Raw genomic sequence first — 18,533 nt, forward strand, 5'->3', positions numbered from 1 at the left:
TTGGGTATGGGCGACTTCATCAGCGACATCACACCCGACTCGGTCGAGAACGCCGTCGAGGACGGTGTCGAATGGGCCGGCGACCGGATCGAGGACGCGGGTGACTGGACCGCCGACCGGATGCAGGACGTCGGCTGGGAGTCCGGCGCCGACTGGGTGCGCGAGCAGTCCCGATCGGTCGCCAACCGGATGGGCGCCGAAGTCGACGAGATGGACCTCGGGCAGACCGAGGACAAGACCAAGCTGATCTACGGCAGCGCGGACAAGCTCGACGCCACCGTCAAGAAGCTCCGAGCCTTCCAGAAGGCCTTCGACGACACCGGCGACGGTCTCAAGGGCCTCGACTCCTCCCGGCTGAAGGGCGAGGCGGCCGACGCGCTGCGCACCGCGGTCAGCACCCAGCCGCCCAGGTGGTACGCCGCCGCCGATGCCGCCGCGAGGGCGCTCGGCGCGCTCGATGCGTTCGCCGGCACCGTCACCTGGGCGCAGACACAGGCACAGACGGCGATCGAGAAGTGGAAGGAGGGTGTCAAAGCGTCCGAGGACGCCGCCGACGCCCATCGCAAGAAGGTCGACGACTACAACAGCGCTGTCGATCGCTACAACTCCCAGCCCGCCGACAAGCGCGACCCTGCCTGTCTCCCTCCCAGGCCGGCGGGGACGTTCGACGACCCCGGCAAGAAGCTCATGCAGGATGCCCAGGACATCCTCGCCGAAGCCCGCAAGCAGCGGAACTCGGCGGCGGAGACCGCCCGCACGGCGGTCCGCGCCGCCCGCGACATGGCCCCGAAGAAGCCGTCGTACGCCGACCAGTTGAGCGACGGGCTCCAGGAACTGCAGATCATCGGCGATCATGTCGGCGGCGGCATCATCAAGGGCACGGCCGGGATCCTCAACTTCGTCCGCAGCGTCAACCCCATGGACCCGTACAACATCACGCACCCGGCCGAGTACGCCACATCCCTCAACAACCTGGCCGCAGGCCTGGTGATCGCCGCGAACGACCCGGTCGGCACCGGCAGGCAGATGGTCGGCGACTTCATGAAGGACCCGGCCGAGGGCTTCGGCAGGCTGATTCCCGACCTCGCGCTGACCGCCGCCACCGGTGGCGGCGGCGCCGCGGTAAAAGGCATCCGCGTCGCCGAGGAGGCCGCCGACGCCGCACGGCTGCGCCGCCTGGTCGACGACGCCCCCGACGGCACCCACAACCGCCCCGACGGCGAGCGCACCACCGACGGCACCGACCCCGTCGACCTCGCTTCGGGCCGGATGTTCCTGCCCCAGACCGATCTGGCGATCCCTGGCATCCTGCCGCTGGTCTTCACCCGCCGCACCGAATCCGGCTGCGCGGTCGGCCGCTTCCTCGGTCCCTCCTGGACGTCCACCGTCGACGAACATCTGCGCGTCGACGCCATCGGAGTCGTCCACGTCACCGCCGACGGGCTCCTGATCACGTACCCGCATCCGGTCCCCGGCGCGCCCACCACCCCGGCATCGGGCAGAGCCCGCACCCTGCTGGCCCGCGACGCCGACGGCGACTACATGGTCACCGACCCCGACAACGGCCTGATCTGCCACTTCACCGCCCCGCCCGGCAGCGAACCGGGGGGCGACGGTACGGCCTGGTTGTCGAGCATCACCGAACGCAACGGCCACACGATCACCATCGACCGCCGCGAGGACGGCCTGCCGCTGGCCCTGGTGCACTCGGCGGGCCACCGGGTGGAGCTGTCCCTCGCCAACGGTCTGGTCACTGCCCTGTCCCTGGCCGGCGCCGGCGAGGGCGGCACGGGCCTGCCCCTGATGAACTACGGCTATCAGGACGGCAACCTCACCACCGTCACCAAGCCGTCCGGTGCCACCACCACATTCGTCTACGACGACCGCCGCCGCGTCATCGCCTGGATCGACTCCAACGGAAGCCGCTACGACTACAGCTACGACGACCGCGACCGCGTCGTGGCGGAGGGCGGCGAGGCCGGCCACGTCCGGATCACCCTGGCCTACACCGGGCCCGACCCCGGGACGGGCCACCGGACGACGGTCCTGACCACCGCCGATGGCCGGACCACCCGGCATCTCATAGGCCCCGGCTGCCGTCTCCTGGCCACCATCGACCCTCTCGGCAACACCACCCGGTTCCACTACGGCACAAGCGGCGACCTGCAATTACGCACGGACCCACTGGGCCGCACCACCGCGTTCTCCTACGACGAGGAGGGCCGGCCCGTCACGGTCACACGTCCCGACGGCACCGAACTCCGGGTCGTACGCGGCCCGTCCGGTCTGCCTACGGAGCGTTACGATCCGGACGGCGCCCGGTGGCTCCAGGAGTTCGACGAGCGGGGAAACCGCACGGCGGTCACCGATCCCGCCGGCCGTACCGTCAGCTACACCTACGACGAGTCCGGTCTCCTGACGTCTGTCACCGATGCCCTGGCGGCCACTACCGTCGTGCGCTGCGACAAGGCAGGCCGCCCGGTGGAGGTGACCGCCCCTGACGGCGGCACCACCCGCCTGGAACGCGACGCCCTCAGCAGGCCGGTCCGCATCACCAACCCGGTGGGCGGCGTCACCCGCCTGGAGTGGCACCCCGACGGGCAACTCGCCCGACGCACCGGCCCCGACGGCGCTACCGAGTCATGGAGCTACGACGGCGAGGGCAACTGTCTCACCCACACTGACGCGGCGGGCGGAGTGTCCCGCTTCGAGTACACCCACTTCGACCTCCTCGCCGCCCGTACCCGGCCCGACGGCGCACGATACGAGTTCGAGCACGACGCGGGTCTGCGGCTCACCCGGGTCACCGACCCCCAGGGGCTCGTCTGGACGTACGGGTACGACCGGGCCGACCGGCTCGTGTCCGAGACCGACTTCGACGGCCGCACCGTCACCTACGGCCTCGACGCCGCCGGACAGGTCACCACCCGAACCGATCATCTCGGCGGCATGGCCGCATACGCGTACGACGAACTCGGCCGGCTGGTCCGCAAGGAGGTCGCGGGCCGGGCCACTGTCCACGCCTACGACCGCGCCGGACGCCTGATTCAGGCGTCGAGTCCGGACAGCGAACTGGTGCGCCGCTACGACAGGTGCGGCCGGCTCAGGACCGAACTCGTCGACGGCCGTGCCCTCGACCACGCCTACGACCCCGCCGGCCGCCGGATCCGTCGCACCACCCCTACCGGACTGGTCACGAGCTACGCCTACGACGCCGCGGGCCGTCCCACCCGGGTGACCTCCGGAGGCCACGACATCACCTTCACGCACGACGCCGCCGGACGCGAAGTGGAACGCGTCTTCGCCGGCATCGTCACCCAGGTGTCCGCCTGGGACGAGGCCGGTCGGCTGTCCGGCCAGCACCTCACGGCCGGTTCTCGCACCCTGAACCAGCGCACGTACGCCTACCGCGCCGACGGCCGTCTCACCGCGACGTCCGATCGGGTGTCGGGGGCCCGAACTTTCGACGTCGACCCGGTCGGCCGGGTCACCGCCGTCCACGCACCCGGCTGGAGCGAGCGGTACGCCTACGATGCGAGCGGCAACCAGACCTCGGCCGCCTGGCCCGACTCACACCCCGGCCACGAGGCCACCGGCCCTCGCGCCTACACCGGCACGACCGTCACGCGTGCGGGTGACATCCGCTTTGAGCACGACGCCCTCGGCCGCGTCACCCTGCGCCAGAAGATCCGGCTCTCCCGCAAACCGGACACCTGGCGCTACACGTGGGACGCCGAGGACCGCCTCATCTCCGTGGTCACCCCCGACGACACCCACTGGCGCTACCGCTACGACCCCCTGGGCCGGCGCACGGCCAAGCAGCGCCTGGCCGCGGACGGCAGAACAATCGCCGAGGAGATCCGCTTCACCTGGGACGGACTGACCCTCTGCGAACAGACCACCGTCTCCGGCGACCTGCCTCGTCCGGTCGTGCTCACCTGGGAGCACCGCGGCCTCACGCCGCTCGCACAGACCGAGCGCATCCTCACCCCGGACGCCCGCCAGGAGGAGATCGACCGGCGCTTCTTCGCCGTGGCCACCGACCTGCTCGGCACTCCCACCGAACTGGTCGACGAGTCCGGGCAGATCGCCTGGCGCACCCGCACCACGCTGTGGGGAACAACCGCCTGGTCCCGCTCCAGCACGGCATACACCCCGCTTCGCTTCCCCGGCCAGTACTACGACCCGGAGACCGGCCTCCACTACAACCTCTTCCGTCACTACGACCCGGAGACCGGCCGGTACACGTCCCCGGACCCTCTGGGGCTCTCGCCGGCGCCGAACCCGGTCGCCTATGTGACCAACCCGCACACCGTTTGCGACCCCTTCGGCCTGTCGCCGTACCCGAACGGCGACGCCCCGGCCATCGGCGAGTACACCGCCAAAGGCGAGGGGCAGGATCTCAAACGCTCCGCCATGGTGGGCGACGACCAGTGGCACTTCAACACCGGCCACGGCTACGACCGAGCCCACACCGGCCCGGACGGAACCACGAACGATCTGCGGACCACCGACTTGCAGCCCAACCGGATCGAACAAGCGATCGTCTCCGACGTGTACGCGTACATGAAGGACGGCGGGGTCGTTCCCCGCGCCAGGACCCCCGATTTCAGTGGCCCGCTCGACAGGTCGGTGCAGATCGACGGGCACGACGTCGGCTACCGGGTCGTTCAGCGGCCCGACGGTGCCTACCAACTGTCCACCTACTGGCTCAATCCCTAGGGACGGGCCCCGAGCCCGGCTACCGCACCGGCTGCCCGGGCGGCGCCGGGTCGACTGCTAGGGTCTGGACGCCCCATTCCGTCCAGCACCCCGGCGCCCCGGAGCGCCGGAAGCAATCCGTCTGGAGAAGCGCGCCATGCCCGATCCGACCCCTGCGGCCAGGAGTCTCAGCCAGGCGATCGACGGCGGTGACAGCCGGCAGGTCAACGAAACGACCCGTGAGTTCGTCGAGAAGCTCACCTTCGCCACGGCGGACGAAATCCTCGCCATGCTCGAGGACGTCCTCACCGAGGACTGGATGGCCCTGCCGCCCTGGGCCCGGAACCTCGCCTACCGTCTGGCCTGCCTGCAACGTCCCGACGACCCGCAATTGCTCCGGGAAGCAGCCTCGGACCTGCTGTCCTTCGGACCCGACTGGGACGTGTTCGCCGAGGACCTCAAGAGGCGCGCGGCGGAACTGGAATAGAGCCTGGATTCCGCAGAACCCCTCGCCGGATGCACTGCCCGAGCCCATCGGCGGCACCACGATCCCGAACGTGCGAGCGTCCCACGGTCTCCGGTCTGGAGGCGTAACGATTCGCCCGGGCCCGCGAGCATGGCCCCGGCTTGAGCAGCCGGGTGACGGTACCGCTACGCCCGGCCTCTCCGTTCCCTCTCGCCCCGGCGGAGTTGTCGTCGTCGGGGCGTGTGTCAGCACGCCGCGTTAGGCTCGCAGGCCGAGACCGATAGGGGAGTTACGCGCTCGACTGTGCGCTGACGGCTGATGTCCCGCTCGGCCCGTTCCAGGACCACGCCATTTCCGTCTACTCGGCGAAGGGGAAAGGCTCCAAGCTGCACGCCCGCCGTACGTGCACCCGGCTGCGCGCCGACGGTGCCGTGACGTCGGAGGTGCCGCTCAACTCCCACACGATCGGCCGGATGTGCTCCAGCTGCGCGTACCACGGCGACTGGGGCCGCCCTGACAGCGGCGTAGGCCTGTTCCTCCGTGCACTGGGCGGCGTCGGTCTTCTGTACCAACTCCAGCGGTACACCGAGCGGGACCGGGACTACGCGGTGGACCAGGAGGAGGTCGAACACGCTGCCGAAGTGCTGCGCGTCGAACCCGTCGCCAAGGAGGACGAGGAGGACGAGGAGGACGAGGAGGACGAGGAGGACGAGGAGGACGAGGAGGACGAGGAGGACGAGGAGCACAACGACGAGGAGGACTGGGAGATCCGCAACGATGCCGAGCACCTGCGGGAATCGGTGGTGTCCGCATGGCGTGATGCCGCACAGAGTCTCCACCTCGCCCAGCTGACTGTCGCCTCGTTCCCCTGGCTCGCCGACTGGGCCCGGCCGAAGATGGCTCTCAAGGAGCAGTTCATCGAGACGCTCCGCGGGCAGGCGGCCCTGTTCGTCACCCCCGCGGGGCTCCTGGCTGCGGCGGCTGCTGCGAGCATGGTTGAGCCCGAGCTGCCCTCCGACGAAAGTGCGTTCGCCGCCATCGGCGACAGCACGGAGGTGGCCAGGCGGCTCCGGGCGATGTGGTCCGGCTGGCAGAGCGAGGCCCGTGGCGGCTGGGGCCTCCCCGGCGGCTCTCTGCTCACCCACGACGCCGTCCGCGGTATCCGCCAAAGCCGCAAGGGATACGCCGAAGCCCGCGCCGCGGTCGGTCGGTTGGTGGCGTCGTGGGATGACGAGGCACGCCGGATCGCGAAGGTCGCCGGCACCGACGCGGCGGTGGTGCTGACCGTGCGCCTTTCGGAGATCCAGGAAGATGGGGCGTACCGGTCTCGCGGACGCGGGAGGGGTCTGCTGGCCGACCTGGACGACTGGACGATCGGGGTCCTTCTCACCCATCTCACCGGCGCCGACTGGGGCCACCGCCGGCTCACCATCCGCGTGCCGCAGCTCATCGCCGACCAGCTTCACCTCCGCTCCTCGCCTCTGCAACGCGAGCCCGCTTCCCCCGCGCCCGGGGCCGTCGCAGCCGTGGCCGAGGGCGAGGCCGAGGCAAGCCAGCTCGGCCCTGGAGTCTTCGACGACACGACCGTGCACCGACGTCGTCCCCTCACCACGGACCACCTGCGGCTGTTGCGCTCGGCCGGAACCGCCGAGGACGAGCTGTACATCGTGTTCTCCACGGACGGCGGGGCAGAGGTCCTGCCGTTCCCGGAGCTCGAGCGACGGGCCGCCCGTGGCTGGCGGGGTGTTCTCGTCGCGAGCACGACGAACCTGCCCGCCGCCCTGATCGAACCATGGTCGGACGAGGTCGGTCAGCGGCCCGAGGACCAGGACAGCTGGTGGCCGGGGCGCCTACGCGACGCTGACGACCCGCTGTTCGGTGAGGAGCTGGGCCTGGACTCGGGCGCCCAGCAGGCCGCGTGGCCGGTGTTCGGTGACGAGGCGAGGGTGCGGGAGCGCAATCTGCGTCTGCTGGCGATGGCCCGTGGTGTCCAGGACCTACGGAGGCTCGATGCCGGGTACGACCGGGCCGGGCGCTCCCGCGGCCTCCCCAGCCCGGTGTGGCACGGGCTCCTCGCTTCCGGCCAGGACTTGGACCTGAAGCCGTTCGCAGCCCCCGGAGGCAGCGGGCGGAAGCCTCGTGGCAGCGGTATCCCCCTCGGCGTGCTCGCGGACGTCCAGGTGTACGCGGTCAACGCCGATCCCCGGTTCCAGGGCAAGGGGCACTCACCGTTCTGCTCCCACACCCGTGAACGCGGCGTTGTCGCCGGCGACGATCTGCTCACCGTCGCCGACCTTCTCAGCGGCGAGGACTTCGACTGGTGCAGCACATGCTCGGGCTACGCAATCCGCCGCCTGACTGAAGCGCAACTCGCGCACTACCGTGCCGCCCACAGGCTCCACACCATCGCGCAGCAGATGGACCGCGACCGTGGCGGCTTCGGCCCCGGCCGTTTCGAGCAGTTCACCGAGCAGCTCCGGGGACTGGAGAAGTGGGACCCCGACGGTGAAGACCGCTCCTGCACCGAGGACTCCCGCCAGTGGCACCGCATCGTGCGCGAACTGCTGGCCCGGGCCCGCTCCGCCCGCCCCGACAGCACCTGAACCTCCCGCCCGCAGGACTGATGAGGACTCCATGGACAGCGCATCGGACAGCGCTCTGTCGCCACAACCACTCGGCACCCCGATGTGGAGCAGTTCGCCGACGCGGCCGCAGGGCATCCCGACAGCCCTTCTCGAGGAAGGCTCTCTGCTACGGAGAGCCGGCCTGCCATCCATCACGGCAGTCACCCTTCCGGACTGGGCCGTGCAGGATCTCCTCGGTCTCCTCCAGCCTGATGACGAAGCGGCAGAGGCCCAGGAGAACTGCGATGGGTGAGGCAGCCGACATGTACGCCGTCCCGTTGCCGGAAGGCCGTTCCCCGGTCTCGAACACTGCCGCAACGCAGATCACCTGGCAGGGTTCTGGTGTGCCACCGACAGACGAAGAACCTGCCGGTACGCGGGCCACGCCGTCACTCGGTGCGGCCGGGCATCGCGTCTCCAGTCCTGCGGTACACCACTAGGTGTGTTGTTCGGGGAGGTTGTTGACGCAGCTGGCGGGTGTGTGGCCGCTGATTCCGGTGTGGGGTCGGTGGTAGTTGTACCAGTCGATCCAGTCGGTGAACGCTTCCCGGCGTTCGTGGTCTGAGGTGTAGGGCCGCTGGTAGGCCCACTCGTCCAGGAGGGTGCGGTTGAAGCGTTCGACCTTGCCGTTGGTCTGCGGCCGGTAGGGCCGGATCTTCTTGTGGGTGATGCCGTCGGCGGCCAGGGTCCGGGTGAACAGCCGGGCTTTGCAGCAGGAGTCGTTGTCGGTGAGGACCCGCTGGACGGTGATGCCGTGGGCGGCGAAGAATGCGTTGGCCCGCTGCCAGAAGCCCGCAGCCGTGTGCTGGCGTTCGTCGGGCAGGACTTCGCTGTAGGCCAGGCGGGAGTGGTCGTCGACGGCCGAATGGACGTAGCTGTAGCCGATCACCGGTTTGGAGCTCTTGCGGCTGTCGGTGGTGGCCTGGCGGTTCGCTTCGCCGGCGGCTCTGCCCACGACACGCCAGCCGCCGCCGTCGGGGACGTTGCCCAGTTTCTTGATGTCGACATGGACCAGTTCGCCCGGCCGGGCGTGTTCGTAGCGGCGGATCACCCGGCCGGTGGGCCGGTCCAGGAAGGCCAGGCGGTTCAGGCCGTGGCGGACCAGGATCCGGTGCACGGTCGAGGCCGGCAGGCCCAGGACCGGGCCGATGCGGGCCGGGCCGATGCGGGCCGGGCCGATGCGGGCCGGGCCGATGCGGGCCGGGCCGAGCTTGCGCGCAGTCCGCAGACGGCACACCTCGCCCTCCACCACGGCCGGGGTGCGGTGCGGGGTCGTGTGCGGACGGCTGGAGCGGTCGAGAAGACCCGCGTCGCCCTCGGCCCGCCAGCGTCGCACCCACTTGTGCGCGGTCGGCCGGGAAATACCCATCTCGGCCGCCACATGCGCGACCGGACGGCCCGCAAGAACACGTTCGACCAGGATCCGTCTGCCGTGAACGGTCAGCCGGGCATTACGGTGGGACACGAAGACCTCCGTGTGCGGTGCAGCTTAGACACCTCCACCACACCGGAGGTCTTCGTCATGATCAAGACCCGACACAGTCAACAACGCTCGTGGTCAATACACCTAGCCGATGAAGCTCAGCCGCACCTGACGCTCAACGTTGTCGACATTCGTGTCGGCCAACCTCCGCAAAGACAACGGTCAGCCTACCTCCGGCACTCCGCCGCCCAGCGCACGAACCGTCTCGACCGAGACGACCTCATGTCCGGGGACGAGCCTGAACCCGAACCGCTTGAGCGGAACAGCGAGGGTGAGAACCGTGCCCTCCCCCGAGCACCGCCGATTCCGGTTGCTGTCAGCCGGATGCCGGTCGGTAGTGCCGGGAGCGGGTGGGCTCGCCGTCCGGTCCGGGAGCCGGAGTCGATTGTCAGTGGTGGGTGAGACGGTACGGAGCATCGACTCGTCACGAGGGGGAGCTGTCCGTGTCCGGAAGCCAGAACTACATCAACCACGTCGCTCTTGTGCTGGATGCCAGTTCTTCGATGTCGCACCTGAGCCGCAAGGTCGTCGAGGTCGCCGACCAGCAGATCGCGTATCTCGCGCGCCGGTCGGGGGAGCTGGACCAGGAGACCCGTGTCACGGTGTACGTCTTCGCCGACACGGTGGAGTGCGTCATCTACGACAAGGACGTGCTGCGGATGCCGTCCCTGAAGCAGTTGTACCGGGCCGGTGGTATGACGGCCCTGCTGGCGGCGGCGCTGAAGTCGCAGCGGGAGCTGGCGCAGACGGCCCAGCTGTACGGCGACCACAGCTTCCTGACGTTCGTGCTCACCGACGGGCAGGAGAACGCGAGCCATCGCTGCCCGGATGCCCCCAGCAGGAATCCGCAGGAGCTGGTCCAGGCGGTGACGGGAATGATCGAGACGCAGAACGACAACTGGACGCTGGCCGTCCTGGTGCCTGACCAGGTGGGCAAGCGCGAGGCGATGCAGTGCGGTTTCCCGAAGGACAACATAGCCGTCTGGGACGCGACGACCACCCAGGGGCTGGAGGAGGCCGGGCAGGTCATCCGGGAGGCCACCGAGAAATTCATGGTGGGCCGCACCAAGGGCATCCGGGGATCGCGAGCGGTGTTCTCCACGGGTACGGAGGCGGTCAACAAGGACACCATCCAGGCGGCCGGCCTCACCCCGGTCGACCCGTCGACGTTCGCGCTGATCCCGGTGGACCGTGACACGGCGATCCGGAACTGGGTCGTCGAATCCGGGCACGCCTACCGTACCGGTGGTGCTTTCTACCAGCTGAGCAAGACGGAGAAGATCCAGGCGCGGAAGCAGATCGCGGTGCTGGAGAAGGGGACGGACCGGGTGTACACGGGGCCCGAGGCCCGAGCCCTGCTCGGCCTGCCGGATGTGGAGGTCCGTATCAAGCCGGACCACAACGACGACTTCACCATCTTCGTGCAGAGCACCAGCGTGAACCGCAAACTCGTGCCGAACACGCGGCTGTTGCTGATGCACTGAAACGCCTGCGGAGCCCCGCCGCCATGACAGCGTCGCGGGCCGCTGCGTTCCGGCTCGACGTGCAGCGCCCGCTGCCGGGCCCGGAAGCCCACCGGATCCGGGTGCCGGCGGCAGGGAGCCCGATCAGCCGAGGAAGCTCAGCCGAACCTGGCGCTGCGGATTGTCGACGTTCGTGTCGACGAGGCAGACCGATTGCCACGTGCCCAGTTCCAGCCGGCCCGACAGGACCGGAAGGGTCGCGTGCGGCGGAAGGAAGGCCGGGAGGACGTGGTCGCGGCCGTGGCCCGGGGTGCCGTGGCGGTGTTGCCAGCGGTTGTCCGCAGGGAGGAGGGTGTGGAGCGCCGCGAGGAGGTCGTCGTCGCTGCCGGAGCCGGTTTCGATGATGGCGATGCCGGCCGTGGCGTGGGGGACGAAGATGTTGAGGAGGCCGTCGCGGCCGGCGGCCGTCGTGCGGAGGAAGTCCGCGCACGGCGTCGTGAGGTCCGTGACCGATTCCTCGGGGCCGGTGGTGAGGGTGAGCAGGCGGGTGGCGAAAGGGGCGGGCATGGGGGCATCCTCTCGCGCGGGGGAGGCCGTGACCACCGCTGACGTCGTGGTCGTCGGGGGCGGTGTCGTCGGGGCCTCGGTCGCCTTTCATCTTGCCGAGGCCGGTGTGGGGCGGGTGCTCGTCGTGGAGCGGGGCCGGGTCGGGGGCGGGTCGTCCGGGAAGCCCATCGGGGGGATCCGGGCGCAGTTCTCGGATCCGCTGAACATCGCGCTGGGGCAGCGCAGCCTGGCGGCGTGGCGCGCGTTCGCCGCCCGGCCCGGGGCGGACGTCCGGCTGGAGAGCACCGGCTATCTCTTCCTCCTCGGCAGCGCGGAGGAGGTGGCGATGTGCGAGCGCGCGGTCGTCGTGCAGCGGGCCCTGGGGGTGCCGAGCAGGATCGTCGGCGCGCGGGAGGCGCGGGAGCTGTGTCCCTATGTCGACCCCCGGTCGCTGCTGGCCGCTGCGTACTCCCCCGCCGACGGGAACGCCCTGCCGCCGGCGGCCGTCCGGGGGTATCTGCGGGCGGCGCGGCGGCTCGGGGCCCGGGTGTGGACGCGGTGTGCGGTGACCGGGATCGAGGTGGCGGGTGGCGGCGTGCGGGCGGTGCGGACCGATGCCGGGACGGTCCGGACCGGGGCCGTGGTCTGTGCCGCCGGGGCCTGGTCGGCGGCTGTCGGGGCGATGGCGGGGGTGGAGCTGCCGGTGGTCCCGCTGCGGCGGCAGATCGGGTTCACGGGGCCGCTGCGCCCCCTGCCGCCGGTGATCCCCTTCACGCTCGACTTCGGTTCGACGCTCTACTTCCACGGGGACCGCTCCGGCGGGCTGGTGCTCGGTTTCTCCGACCCTGGGCAGGAGCCCGGTTTCGGGCGGGAGTTCAGCCGGGAGTGGCTGGAGCCGTTCCGGGCGGCGGCCCGGCGGCGGGTGCCCGCGCTGGCGGCGCTGGAGGTGCGCGAGGGCTGGGCCGGGCTGTACGAGATGACCCCCGACCGGAACGCCCTCATCGGCCGGGCGGCCGCCCCCGACGGCTTCTGGTACGCGACGGGGTTCTCCGGGCACGGCTTCCTCCAGGCGCCCGCCGTCGGCGAGGTCGTCCGCGATCTGCTGCTGGGGCGGACCCCCTTCGTGGACGTCGGTCCCCTCTCCGCCGACCGGTTCCGGGCCGGCGGCGGCTCCCCCCGGCCCGAAGGGCACATCATCTGACCCCACGAGCCCCGGGGCCAGGGAAGATCTTCGCACCGCGCCACGTTAGTAGAAACGTGAACAATCTTGGGGTGCGTACCGTCGACGTGGTCGTCATCGGAGCCGGGCAGGCAGGGCTCTCCGCCGCCCACCATCTGCGGCGGGTCGGGCTCGTCCCCGACCGCGACTTCGTCGTGCTCGACCACGCGCCCCGGCCCGGCGGCGCCTGGCAGTTCCGCTGGCCCACCCTCACCTACGGCCGGGTCCACGGCATGCACGCCCTGCCCGGCATGGAGCTGACCGGCGCGGACCCCTCCCGTCCCGCCTCCGAGGTGATCGGCGACTACTTCACCGCGTACGAGGAACGCTTCGGGCTCCGGGTGCGCCGGCCGGTCGGCGTGCGGTCCGTGCGGTCCCTGGAGGAGGGCACCGGCGGGCGGCTGCTCGTCGCGACCACCGACGGCGACTGGTCCGCACGTGCCCTGATCAACGCCACGGGCACCTGGGAGCGGCCCTTCTGGCCCCGCTACCCGGGGCAGGAGACCTTCCGGGGCCGGCAGCTGCACACGGCCGGTTACCGGGGTCCCGAGGAGTTCGCCGGGCAGCGGGTGATCGTCGTCGGTGGCGGGGCCTCCGGGACCCAGCACCTGCTGGAGATCGCCCCGCCGGCCGCCGCGACCACCTGGGTCACCCGCCGGCCCCCGGTCTTCGTCGAGGGCCCCTTCGACGAGGGCGCCGGGCGGGCCGCCGTGGCCCTGGTCGAGGAGCGGGTACGCCGGGGGCTGCCGCCGCAGAGCGTGGTCTCGGTGACCGGGCTGCCCCTCAACGACGCCCTGCGGCACGCCCGTGAGCAGGGGATTCTCGACCGGCAGCCGATGTTCGAGCGGATCGTGCCGGATGGGGCGGTCTGGGCCGGTGGGCGCCGGGTCGACGCCGACGTGATCCTCTGGGCGACCGGTTTCCGGGCCGCGCTCGACCATCTCGCGCCGCTCGGGCTGCGCGAGAGCGGCGGCGGCATCCGGCTGGAGGGCACCCGGGCCGTCCGGGACGAGCGGGTCCACCTCGTCGGGTACGGGCCCTCCGCCTCGACCATCGGCGCCAACCGCGCCGGCCGCGCCGCCGTCCGCGATGTGCTGAAGGTGCTCGACCGCGTACCGGCGGTGACGTGAGGCCTACGGGGTCAGCGGCGCCTTCGTCCGCTCGTCGCCCCTGGTCAGCGCCGCATACCGGCCGTCCCTCCCGAGCAGTTCCTCGTGCGTGCCGCGTTCCGCGATCCGTCCGCCGTCCAGCACGACGATCTCGTCCGCGTCCCGGACCGTCGACAGCCGGTGCGCGATCGTGATCGTGGTCCGGCCCGCCGAAAGGGTGTCCAGCGCCGTCTGGACGGCCTGTTCGGTACGGGTGTCCAGGGCGCTGGTCGCCTCGTCCAGGATGAGGACGGGCGGGTCGCGCAGGATCGTCCGGGCGATCGCGAGGCGCTGTTTCTCGCCGCCGGAGAAGCGGTGGCCCCGCTCCCCCACCAGGGTGTCGTAGCCGTCCGGCAGCGCGGCCACATGGTCGTGGATCTGGGCCGCCCGCGCCGCCGCCTCGATCTCCGCGTCGGTGGCGTCCGGCCGGGCGAAGCGGAGGTTGTCGGCGACGGATGCGTGGAAGAGGTACGTCTCCTGCGAGACCACCCCCACCGCGCGGGCGAGGGTGTCGAAGTCCAGGTCGCGCACGTCGACCCCGTCGAGGGTGACCCGGCCGCCCGTCACGTCGTACAGCCTCGGCACCAGCGCTCCCAGCGTGGACTTGCCCGAGCCGGTGGGGCCGACCACGGCGAGGGTGGCGCCCGCCGGGACGGTGATGTCGACGCCGTCGAGCGTGGGCCGCCCCGGGCCGTACGCGAAGGTGACCTTCTCGAAGCGGACCTCGCCCCGTACGCGGGGCAGCGGCACCGGTTCGGCGGGCTCGGTGATGTCGACCGGCAGGTCCAGGTACTCGAAGACGCGCCGGAAGAGCGCGAGCGAGGTCCGCATGTCGACACCGGTGGAGAGCAGGGAGACCGTGGGCCGGAACAGGCCCTGCTGGAGGGTGACGAACGCCACCAGGGTGCCCAGCGACAGCGGCGCCCCGCCCTGGTGCAGGGCGATGCCCGCGGCCCAGTACAGCAGCGCGGGCATCGCGGCCATCACGATCCCGATGACCGACATCCGCCAGCGGCCGGCCGTGCCCGCGCGGATCTCCAGCTCCACCAGGCGCTCGGACTCCTGGGCGAAGGTGCGGGTCAGCGAGTCCGAGCGGCCCATCGTGCGGCCCAGCAGGATGCCGCTCACCGACAGGGACTCGGTGACGGTCGCCGACAGGACCGCCATCTGCTTCTGGCGGGCGGAGGTGATCCGCTCGCGTTCGCGGCCCACCCGGCGGCTGATGCCCACGAAGACGGGGAGCAGCAGGAGGGAGACCACGGTGAGCCGCCAGTCCAGGGCGACCATGGCGACAACGGTGGCGACGACGGCGGTGAGGTTGGAGACGAGGGAGGTCGCCGTGGACGTCACCGTCGCCTGCATCCCGCCGATGTCGTTCGCGATCCGTGACTGGACCTCGCCGCCGCGGGTGTGGGTGAAGAACGCGAGCGGCATCCGCTGGAGCCGCGCGTAGACCCCCGTCCGCAGATCGTGCATGACCCGCTGGCCGACGGTGGTGGAGATGAGGGTCTGGAGCACCCCGAGGACGCCGGTGAGCACGGCGGTGAGGATCATGCCGGCGGCGAGCAGGCCGAGGAGGCCGGTGCGGCCCTCGGGGATCGCGGTGTCCAGGATCTCGCGCAGCAGGAAGGGGGAGGCGACCGAGACCAGCGCGGAGGCGCCGACGAGCAGGGCGACCAGCGCGATCCGGCCCCGGTAGGGGACGAAGAGCCGCAGGATCCGGCGTATGTCGACGGGGTCGGGTGGCCGGCCCGCCGCGGCGGGCGGGGGTGTCCAGGAGATTCGTTCGGGGCGCATGGGCTCCTTCGGGTGGTCCGGGCACGCCACCGCGGGTGCCACGGGGTGCGGTGGCGGGTGGTCGTGTGCTGATCGTCCGAGCGTACGGGCAGGGGGCGGGTGGGGCCCCGGTGGGCCCGCCGGCTCCGCGGCCGCCGGCGGCGCCCCGGCGGCCCGTACGCCCTGCCCCCGCCGGTCCGCGTGCCCGGGCGGGCGCACCGGCCGCAAGGGGTTCTTAAGCCGTCTCCGCGAGGCTCGGGCCGTCGTCCACCGGCGGCACGGAGGTGGCAGGGCCTGGGCCGCCGGGGCCGCCGGGACGTCCGTGGCCCCGGCGCGCACGGCCGGGCGGGGCGGCTCTTCCGGAACGCGCCGGCACGTGAACGTCAGCGAACGGAGACACCATGGCCACGGTTGCGAGCACCACCGTGGGCGAGCGGACCGGACCACTGGACCGGCTGCGCGCCCTTCATCGCGAAGGACGTCTTGTCCCGGCGTACCCCGAGGTGCCGGGCCTGCTCGCCGAACTGACGGCGGGCGGCGACCCCGCCGGCCCGCCCGCCCCGGATCTGGTGCGGGCGGGCCAGCTGCTCGCCCGCCTCGACGCCGACGAGGTACTGGCCGCGCACCCCACCGCCGACGCGGTCACGGTCGCGGTCACCGGCCACTCGACGCTGAGCGGGCTCACCGCCCCGCTGACCGCCGAACTCTCCCGGCACGGGCTGCTGCCCCGGCTGCGTTCCGGGGACTTCGGCTCATGGTTCCGCGATCTCCAGGACACCGGCAGCGAGCTGTACGCGGCACGGGCCGACGTGGTGCTCTGTGTGCTGGACGCGCAGGTCGTCTTCGACGAGCTGCCGCACCCCTGGCTGGTGGAGGACGTGGAGCGGGTGGCGGCGGCCAAGCTGGCGCTGATCGGGTCGCTCGCCGAGCGGTATGTCACCGAGGGCTCCGGCACCCTGGTCCTCAATACGCTGCCCCTGCTGCGCGGCCAGGCCCGCCGGCTGGTGGACGCCCGTTCCCGGGCCCGGCTGGGGGTGGCCTGGCGGGAGTTGAACGCGGGGCTGCTGCGGCTCGCGGCCGCCCACGACCGGGTCCATGTGGTGGACCTCGATCCGCTGGTGGCCTCCTCGGGGCCGGTGCAGGACCCCCGGCTCGCCGCCTACGCCAAGGTGCTCCTCGGCGACGAGCTGCTCGCGGGGTACGCCCGGGAGGTCGGGCACCTCGCCCGGGGGCTGCGCGGCCGGACGAAGAAGGTGCTGGTCGTCGATCTCGACAACACCCTGTGGGACGGCATCCTCGGCGACGACGGCCCGGAGGGCATCGCCGCCGCCACAACCTACCGGGGCGAGGCGTTCGGCCGCTTCCAGAAGGCCGTCGGCCAGATCGGCGCTCAGGGCGTCCTGCTCGCCGTGTGCAGCAAGAACGACCGCGAGCCGGTGCTGAACGTGCTGCGCGGCCATCCCGACATGGTGCTGCGGGAGACGGACTTCGTCCGGGTCAACGCCAACTGGGAGCCGAAGGACGGCAATCTGCTGGACATCGCGCAGCGGCTCAACCTCGGGGTGGACAGCCTGGTCTTCGCCGACGACTCGCCGTTCGAGTGCGGTCTCGTGGCGAGCAGCCTGCCCGGGGTGGCCGTGGTCCGGCTGGACGAGGAGCCGGCGCTGCACGTGGAGCGGCTGCTCGCGGACGGCTGGTTCGACGTGCCGGAGCTGACGGCGGAGGACCGGGCGCGGGCCGCCCAGTACCGTACCGACGCGGCCCGGCAGGACCTCCAGGAGAGCGCGGGCTCGATGGAGGAGTATCTGGCGGGGCTCGGGGTCGAGGTCGAACTGTCGCCGGTGCGGGAGCACGAGATCGCCCGGGTCTCGCAGGTCACGCTGCGCACCAACCAGTTCAATCTGACGACCGAGCGGTTGCAGCAGGCCGATGTGCGGGCCCGGCTGGACTCCCCGGGCCATCTGGTGCTGGCGATCCGTTCCCGGGACCGCTTCGGGGACAACGGCCTGGTGGGGGCGGTGTTCATCGACACCGCCCGGGACGGCGGCGGCTGGCACATCGACAACATGCTGCTGAGCTGCCGGGTGTTCGCGCGGGGCATCGAGCAGTCGTGCCTGGCGGCGGTGGTGCGCGCGGCGCGGGCGGCGGGCGCGGGCGCGGTGTACGCGCGCTTCCGGCCCACGGCCAAGAACCACAAGGTGGGCGGGCTCTATCCGGGCGTGGGCTTCGTGGAGAGCGCCCGGGGCGACGCGGGGTCGGTGGACTTCCGGCACGATCTGGCGGAGGAGGCGCTGCCGTCGGTGCCGGACCATGTCCGGCTGACGGCGCACGTGTCGCGGGCCCCGGCCCCGGGGGCACAGGGATGACCACGATCCCCGGCGCGGGGACCGGCCCGGTGCTGCGGGCGGGTCGTCGGGCCGGCCGGTTCCTGGTGCGGGGTCTCGCCTCGCTGGCCGCGATGTTCGGCGTCCTCCCGGCGGATCACTTCCGCGCGGCGGCGAAGGAGTGGGACGAGCGGGACGGACGAGAGGAGCGGGACGGGCGGGGCACGGCTCCGTCCCGGTCCGCGCCGGGGCGGGAGCCGCCCCCGCCGTGGGTGTCCCCGCCCGCCGGGCCGGTGCCCGAGGCCGGGAACGTGTGGTTCCCCTGGGACCGGGCAGGCACCGGCGGCGCTCTCCCGCCGGGCGGCCTCACCCCAGGTGCCCTCACGCCAGGTGCCCGCACGCCGGGCGCCTTCCCGCTGGACGCCCCTCCGCCGGCCCATCCCGAGCGGCTGGTGCCACGCCCGCCCAGCGAGGGCGAGCGCGCGCTGTGGGCGCAGCTGGAGGGGCCCGCCCCGCCCGCCTGAGCCCGCGTCCCCCGAGCGTGCCGGGGGTCGTGCCGGGTCGGTCCCCCGCCCCCGGCGCGGCCCCCGGCACGGCCGTGTGCGCGCCGGTGCCCGTGTCCGCGTACCAGCCCGTATCCGCGTACCAGCCCGTGTCCGCGTACCACCGGACCCGTCCGCACCCCGCGCACCTGCCGTTCGGACGGACTGGCCGGCTTGTCAAGACCCGGCTCGGGTGAAGCGCAAGACCGGCTTTAGAGCGGGGGCCGACCATCGGCAGAAC

The 18,533-nt window shown here is 71.9% G+C and carries 11 protein-coding genes; 8 read left to right on the forward strand and 3 right to left on the reverse strand.

The features are described 5' to 3' along the window. The 3 genes from SYYSPA8_RS14960 (at position 1) to SYYSPA8_RS14970 (ending at position 7,770) form a co-directional block, all read left to right on the forward strand. Positions 1-4,722 (forward strand): putative T7SS-secreted protein, encoded by a 4,722-nt coding sequence (locus SYYSPA8_RS14960; RefSeq protein WP_323447638.1) that lies wholly within the window; start codon positions 1-3, stop codon positions 4,720-4,722. A 136-nt stretch (positions 4,723-4,858) separates the two neighbouring features. Continuing rightward, a complete protein-coding gene (locus SYYSPA8_RS14965) occupies positions 4,859-5,188 on the forward strand; it encodes a hypothetical protein (RefSeq protein WP_323447639.1) in 330 nt (109 codons plus the stop codon). A 410-nt stretch (positions 5,189-5,598) separates the two neighbouring features. Beyond that, positions 5,599-7,770 (forward strand): hypothetical protein, encoded by a 2,172-nt coding sequence (locus SYYSPA8_RS14970; protein ID WP_323447640.1) that lies wholly within the window; start codon positions 5,599-5,601, stop codon positions 7,768-7,770. A gap of 457 nt (positions 7,771-8,227) precedes the next feature. Here SYYSPA8_RS14970 and SYYSPA8_RS14975 read toward each other — a convergent pair whose 3' ends face one another. Further along, positions 8,228-9,256, reverse strand: a complete 1,029-nt coding sequence (locus tag SYYSPA8_RS14975) for an IS481 family transposase (RefSeq protein ID WP_323447641.1) — start codon at positions 9,254-9,256, stop codon at positions 8,228-8,230. A 461-nt stretch (positions 9,257-9,717) separates the two neighbouring features. On the opposite strand from SYYSPA8_RS14975, the gene SYYSPA8_RS14980 reads away from it, so the two are divergent. Next, entirely contained in the window at positions 9,718-10,758 is a 1,041-nt protein-coding gene (locus SYYSPA8_RS14980; RefSeq protein ID WP_323447642.1) for a vWA domain-containing protein, read from the forward strand. A 123-nt stretch (positions 10,759-10,881) separates the two neighbouring features. Here SYYSPA8_RS14980 and SYYSPA8_RS14985 read toward each other — a convergent pair whose 3' ends face one another. Next, complete coding sequence (locus tag SYYSPA8_RS14985) at positions 10,882-11,304, reverse strand: YjbQ family protein (RefSeq protein ID WP_323447643.1); 423 nt, start codon at positions 11,302-11,304, stop codon at positions 10,882-10,884. Between SYYSPA8_RS14985 and SYYSPA8_RS14990 the strand changes: the two genes are divergently transcribed. Next, a complete protein-coding gene (locus SYYSPA8_RS14990) occupies positions 11,303-12,484 on the forward strand; it encodes an NAD(P)/FAD-dependent oxidoreductase (protein WP_407706005.1) in 1,182 nt (393 codons plus the stop codon). The genes SYYSPA8_RS14985 and SYYSPA8_RS14990 overlap by 2 nt on opposite strands. A gap of 56 nt (positions 12,485-12,540) precedes the next feature. Further along, on the forward strand, positions 12,541-13,632 hold the full coding sequence (locus SYYSPA8_RS14995) for an NAD(P)-binding domain-containing protein (RefSeq protein ID WP_323447645.1): 1,092 nt from the start codon (positions 12,541-12,543) through the stop codon (positions 13,630-13,632). A 3-nt stretch (positions 13,633-13,635) separates the two neighbouring features. Here the strand turns inward: SYYSPA8_RS14995 and SYYSPA8_RS15000 are convergent, their stop codons facing one another. Next, positions 13,636-15,447 (reverse strand): ABC transporter ATP-binding protein, encoded by a 1,812-nt coding sequence (locus SYYSPA8_RS15000; protein ID WP_323447646.1) that lies wholly within the window; start codon positions 15,445-15,447, stop codon positions 13,636-13,638. Positions 15,448-15,827: 380 nt separating this feature from the next. On the opposite strand from SYYSPA8_RS15000, the gene SYYSPA8_RS15005 reads away from it, so the two are divergent. Together SYYSPA8_RS15005 and SYYSPA8_RS15010 are read left to right on the forward strand one after the other, a co-directional pair. Then, entirely contained in the window at positions 15,828-17,792 is a 1,965-nt protein-coding gene (locus SYYSPA8_RS15005) for an HAD-IIIC family phosphatase (RefSeq protein ID WP_323447647.1), read from the forward strand. Beyond that, a complete protein-coding gene (locus SYYSPA8_RS15010; RefSeq protein ID WP_323447648.1) occupies positions 17,789-18,274 on the forward strand; it encodes a DUF6059 family protein in 486 nt (161 codons plus the stop codon). Before SYYSPA8_RS15005 ends, SYYSPA8_RS15010 begins: the two co-directional genes overlap by 4 nt. Positions 18,275-18,533: the final 259 nt, after the last annotated feature.

Source organism: Streptomyces yaizuensis, from assembly GCF_034961445.1.
Lineage (GTDB): Bacteria > Actinomycetota > Actinomycetes > Streptomycetales > Streptomycetaceae > Streptomyces > Streptomyces yaizuensis.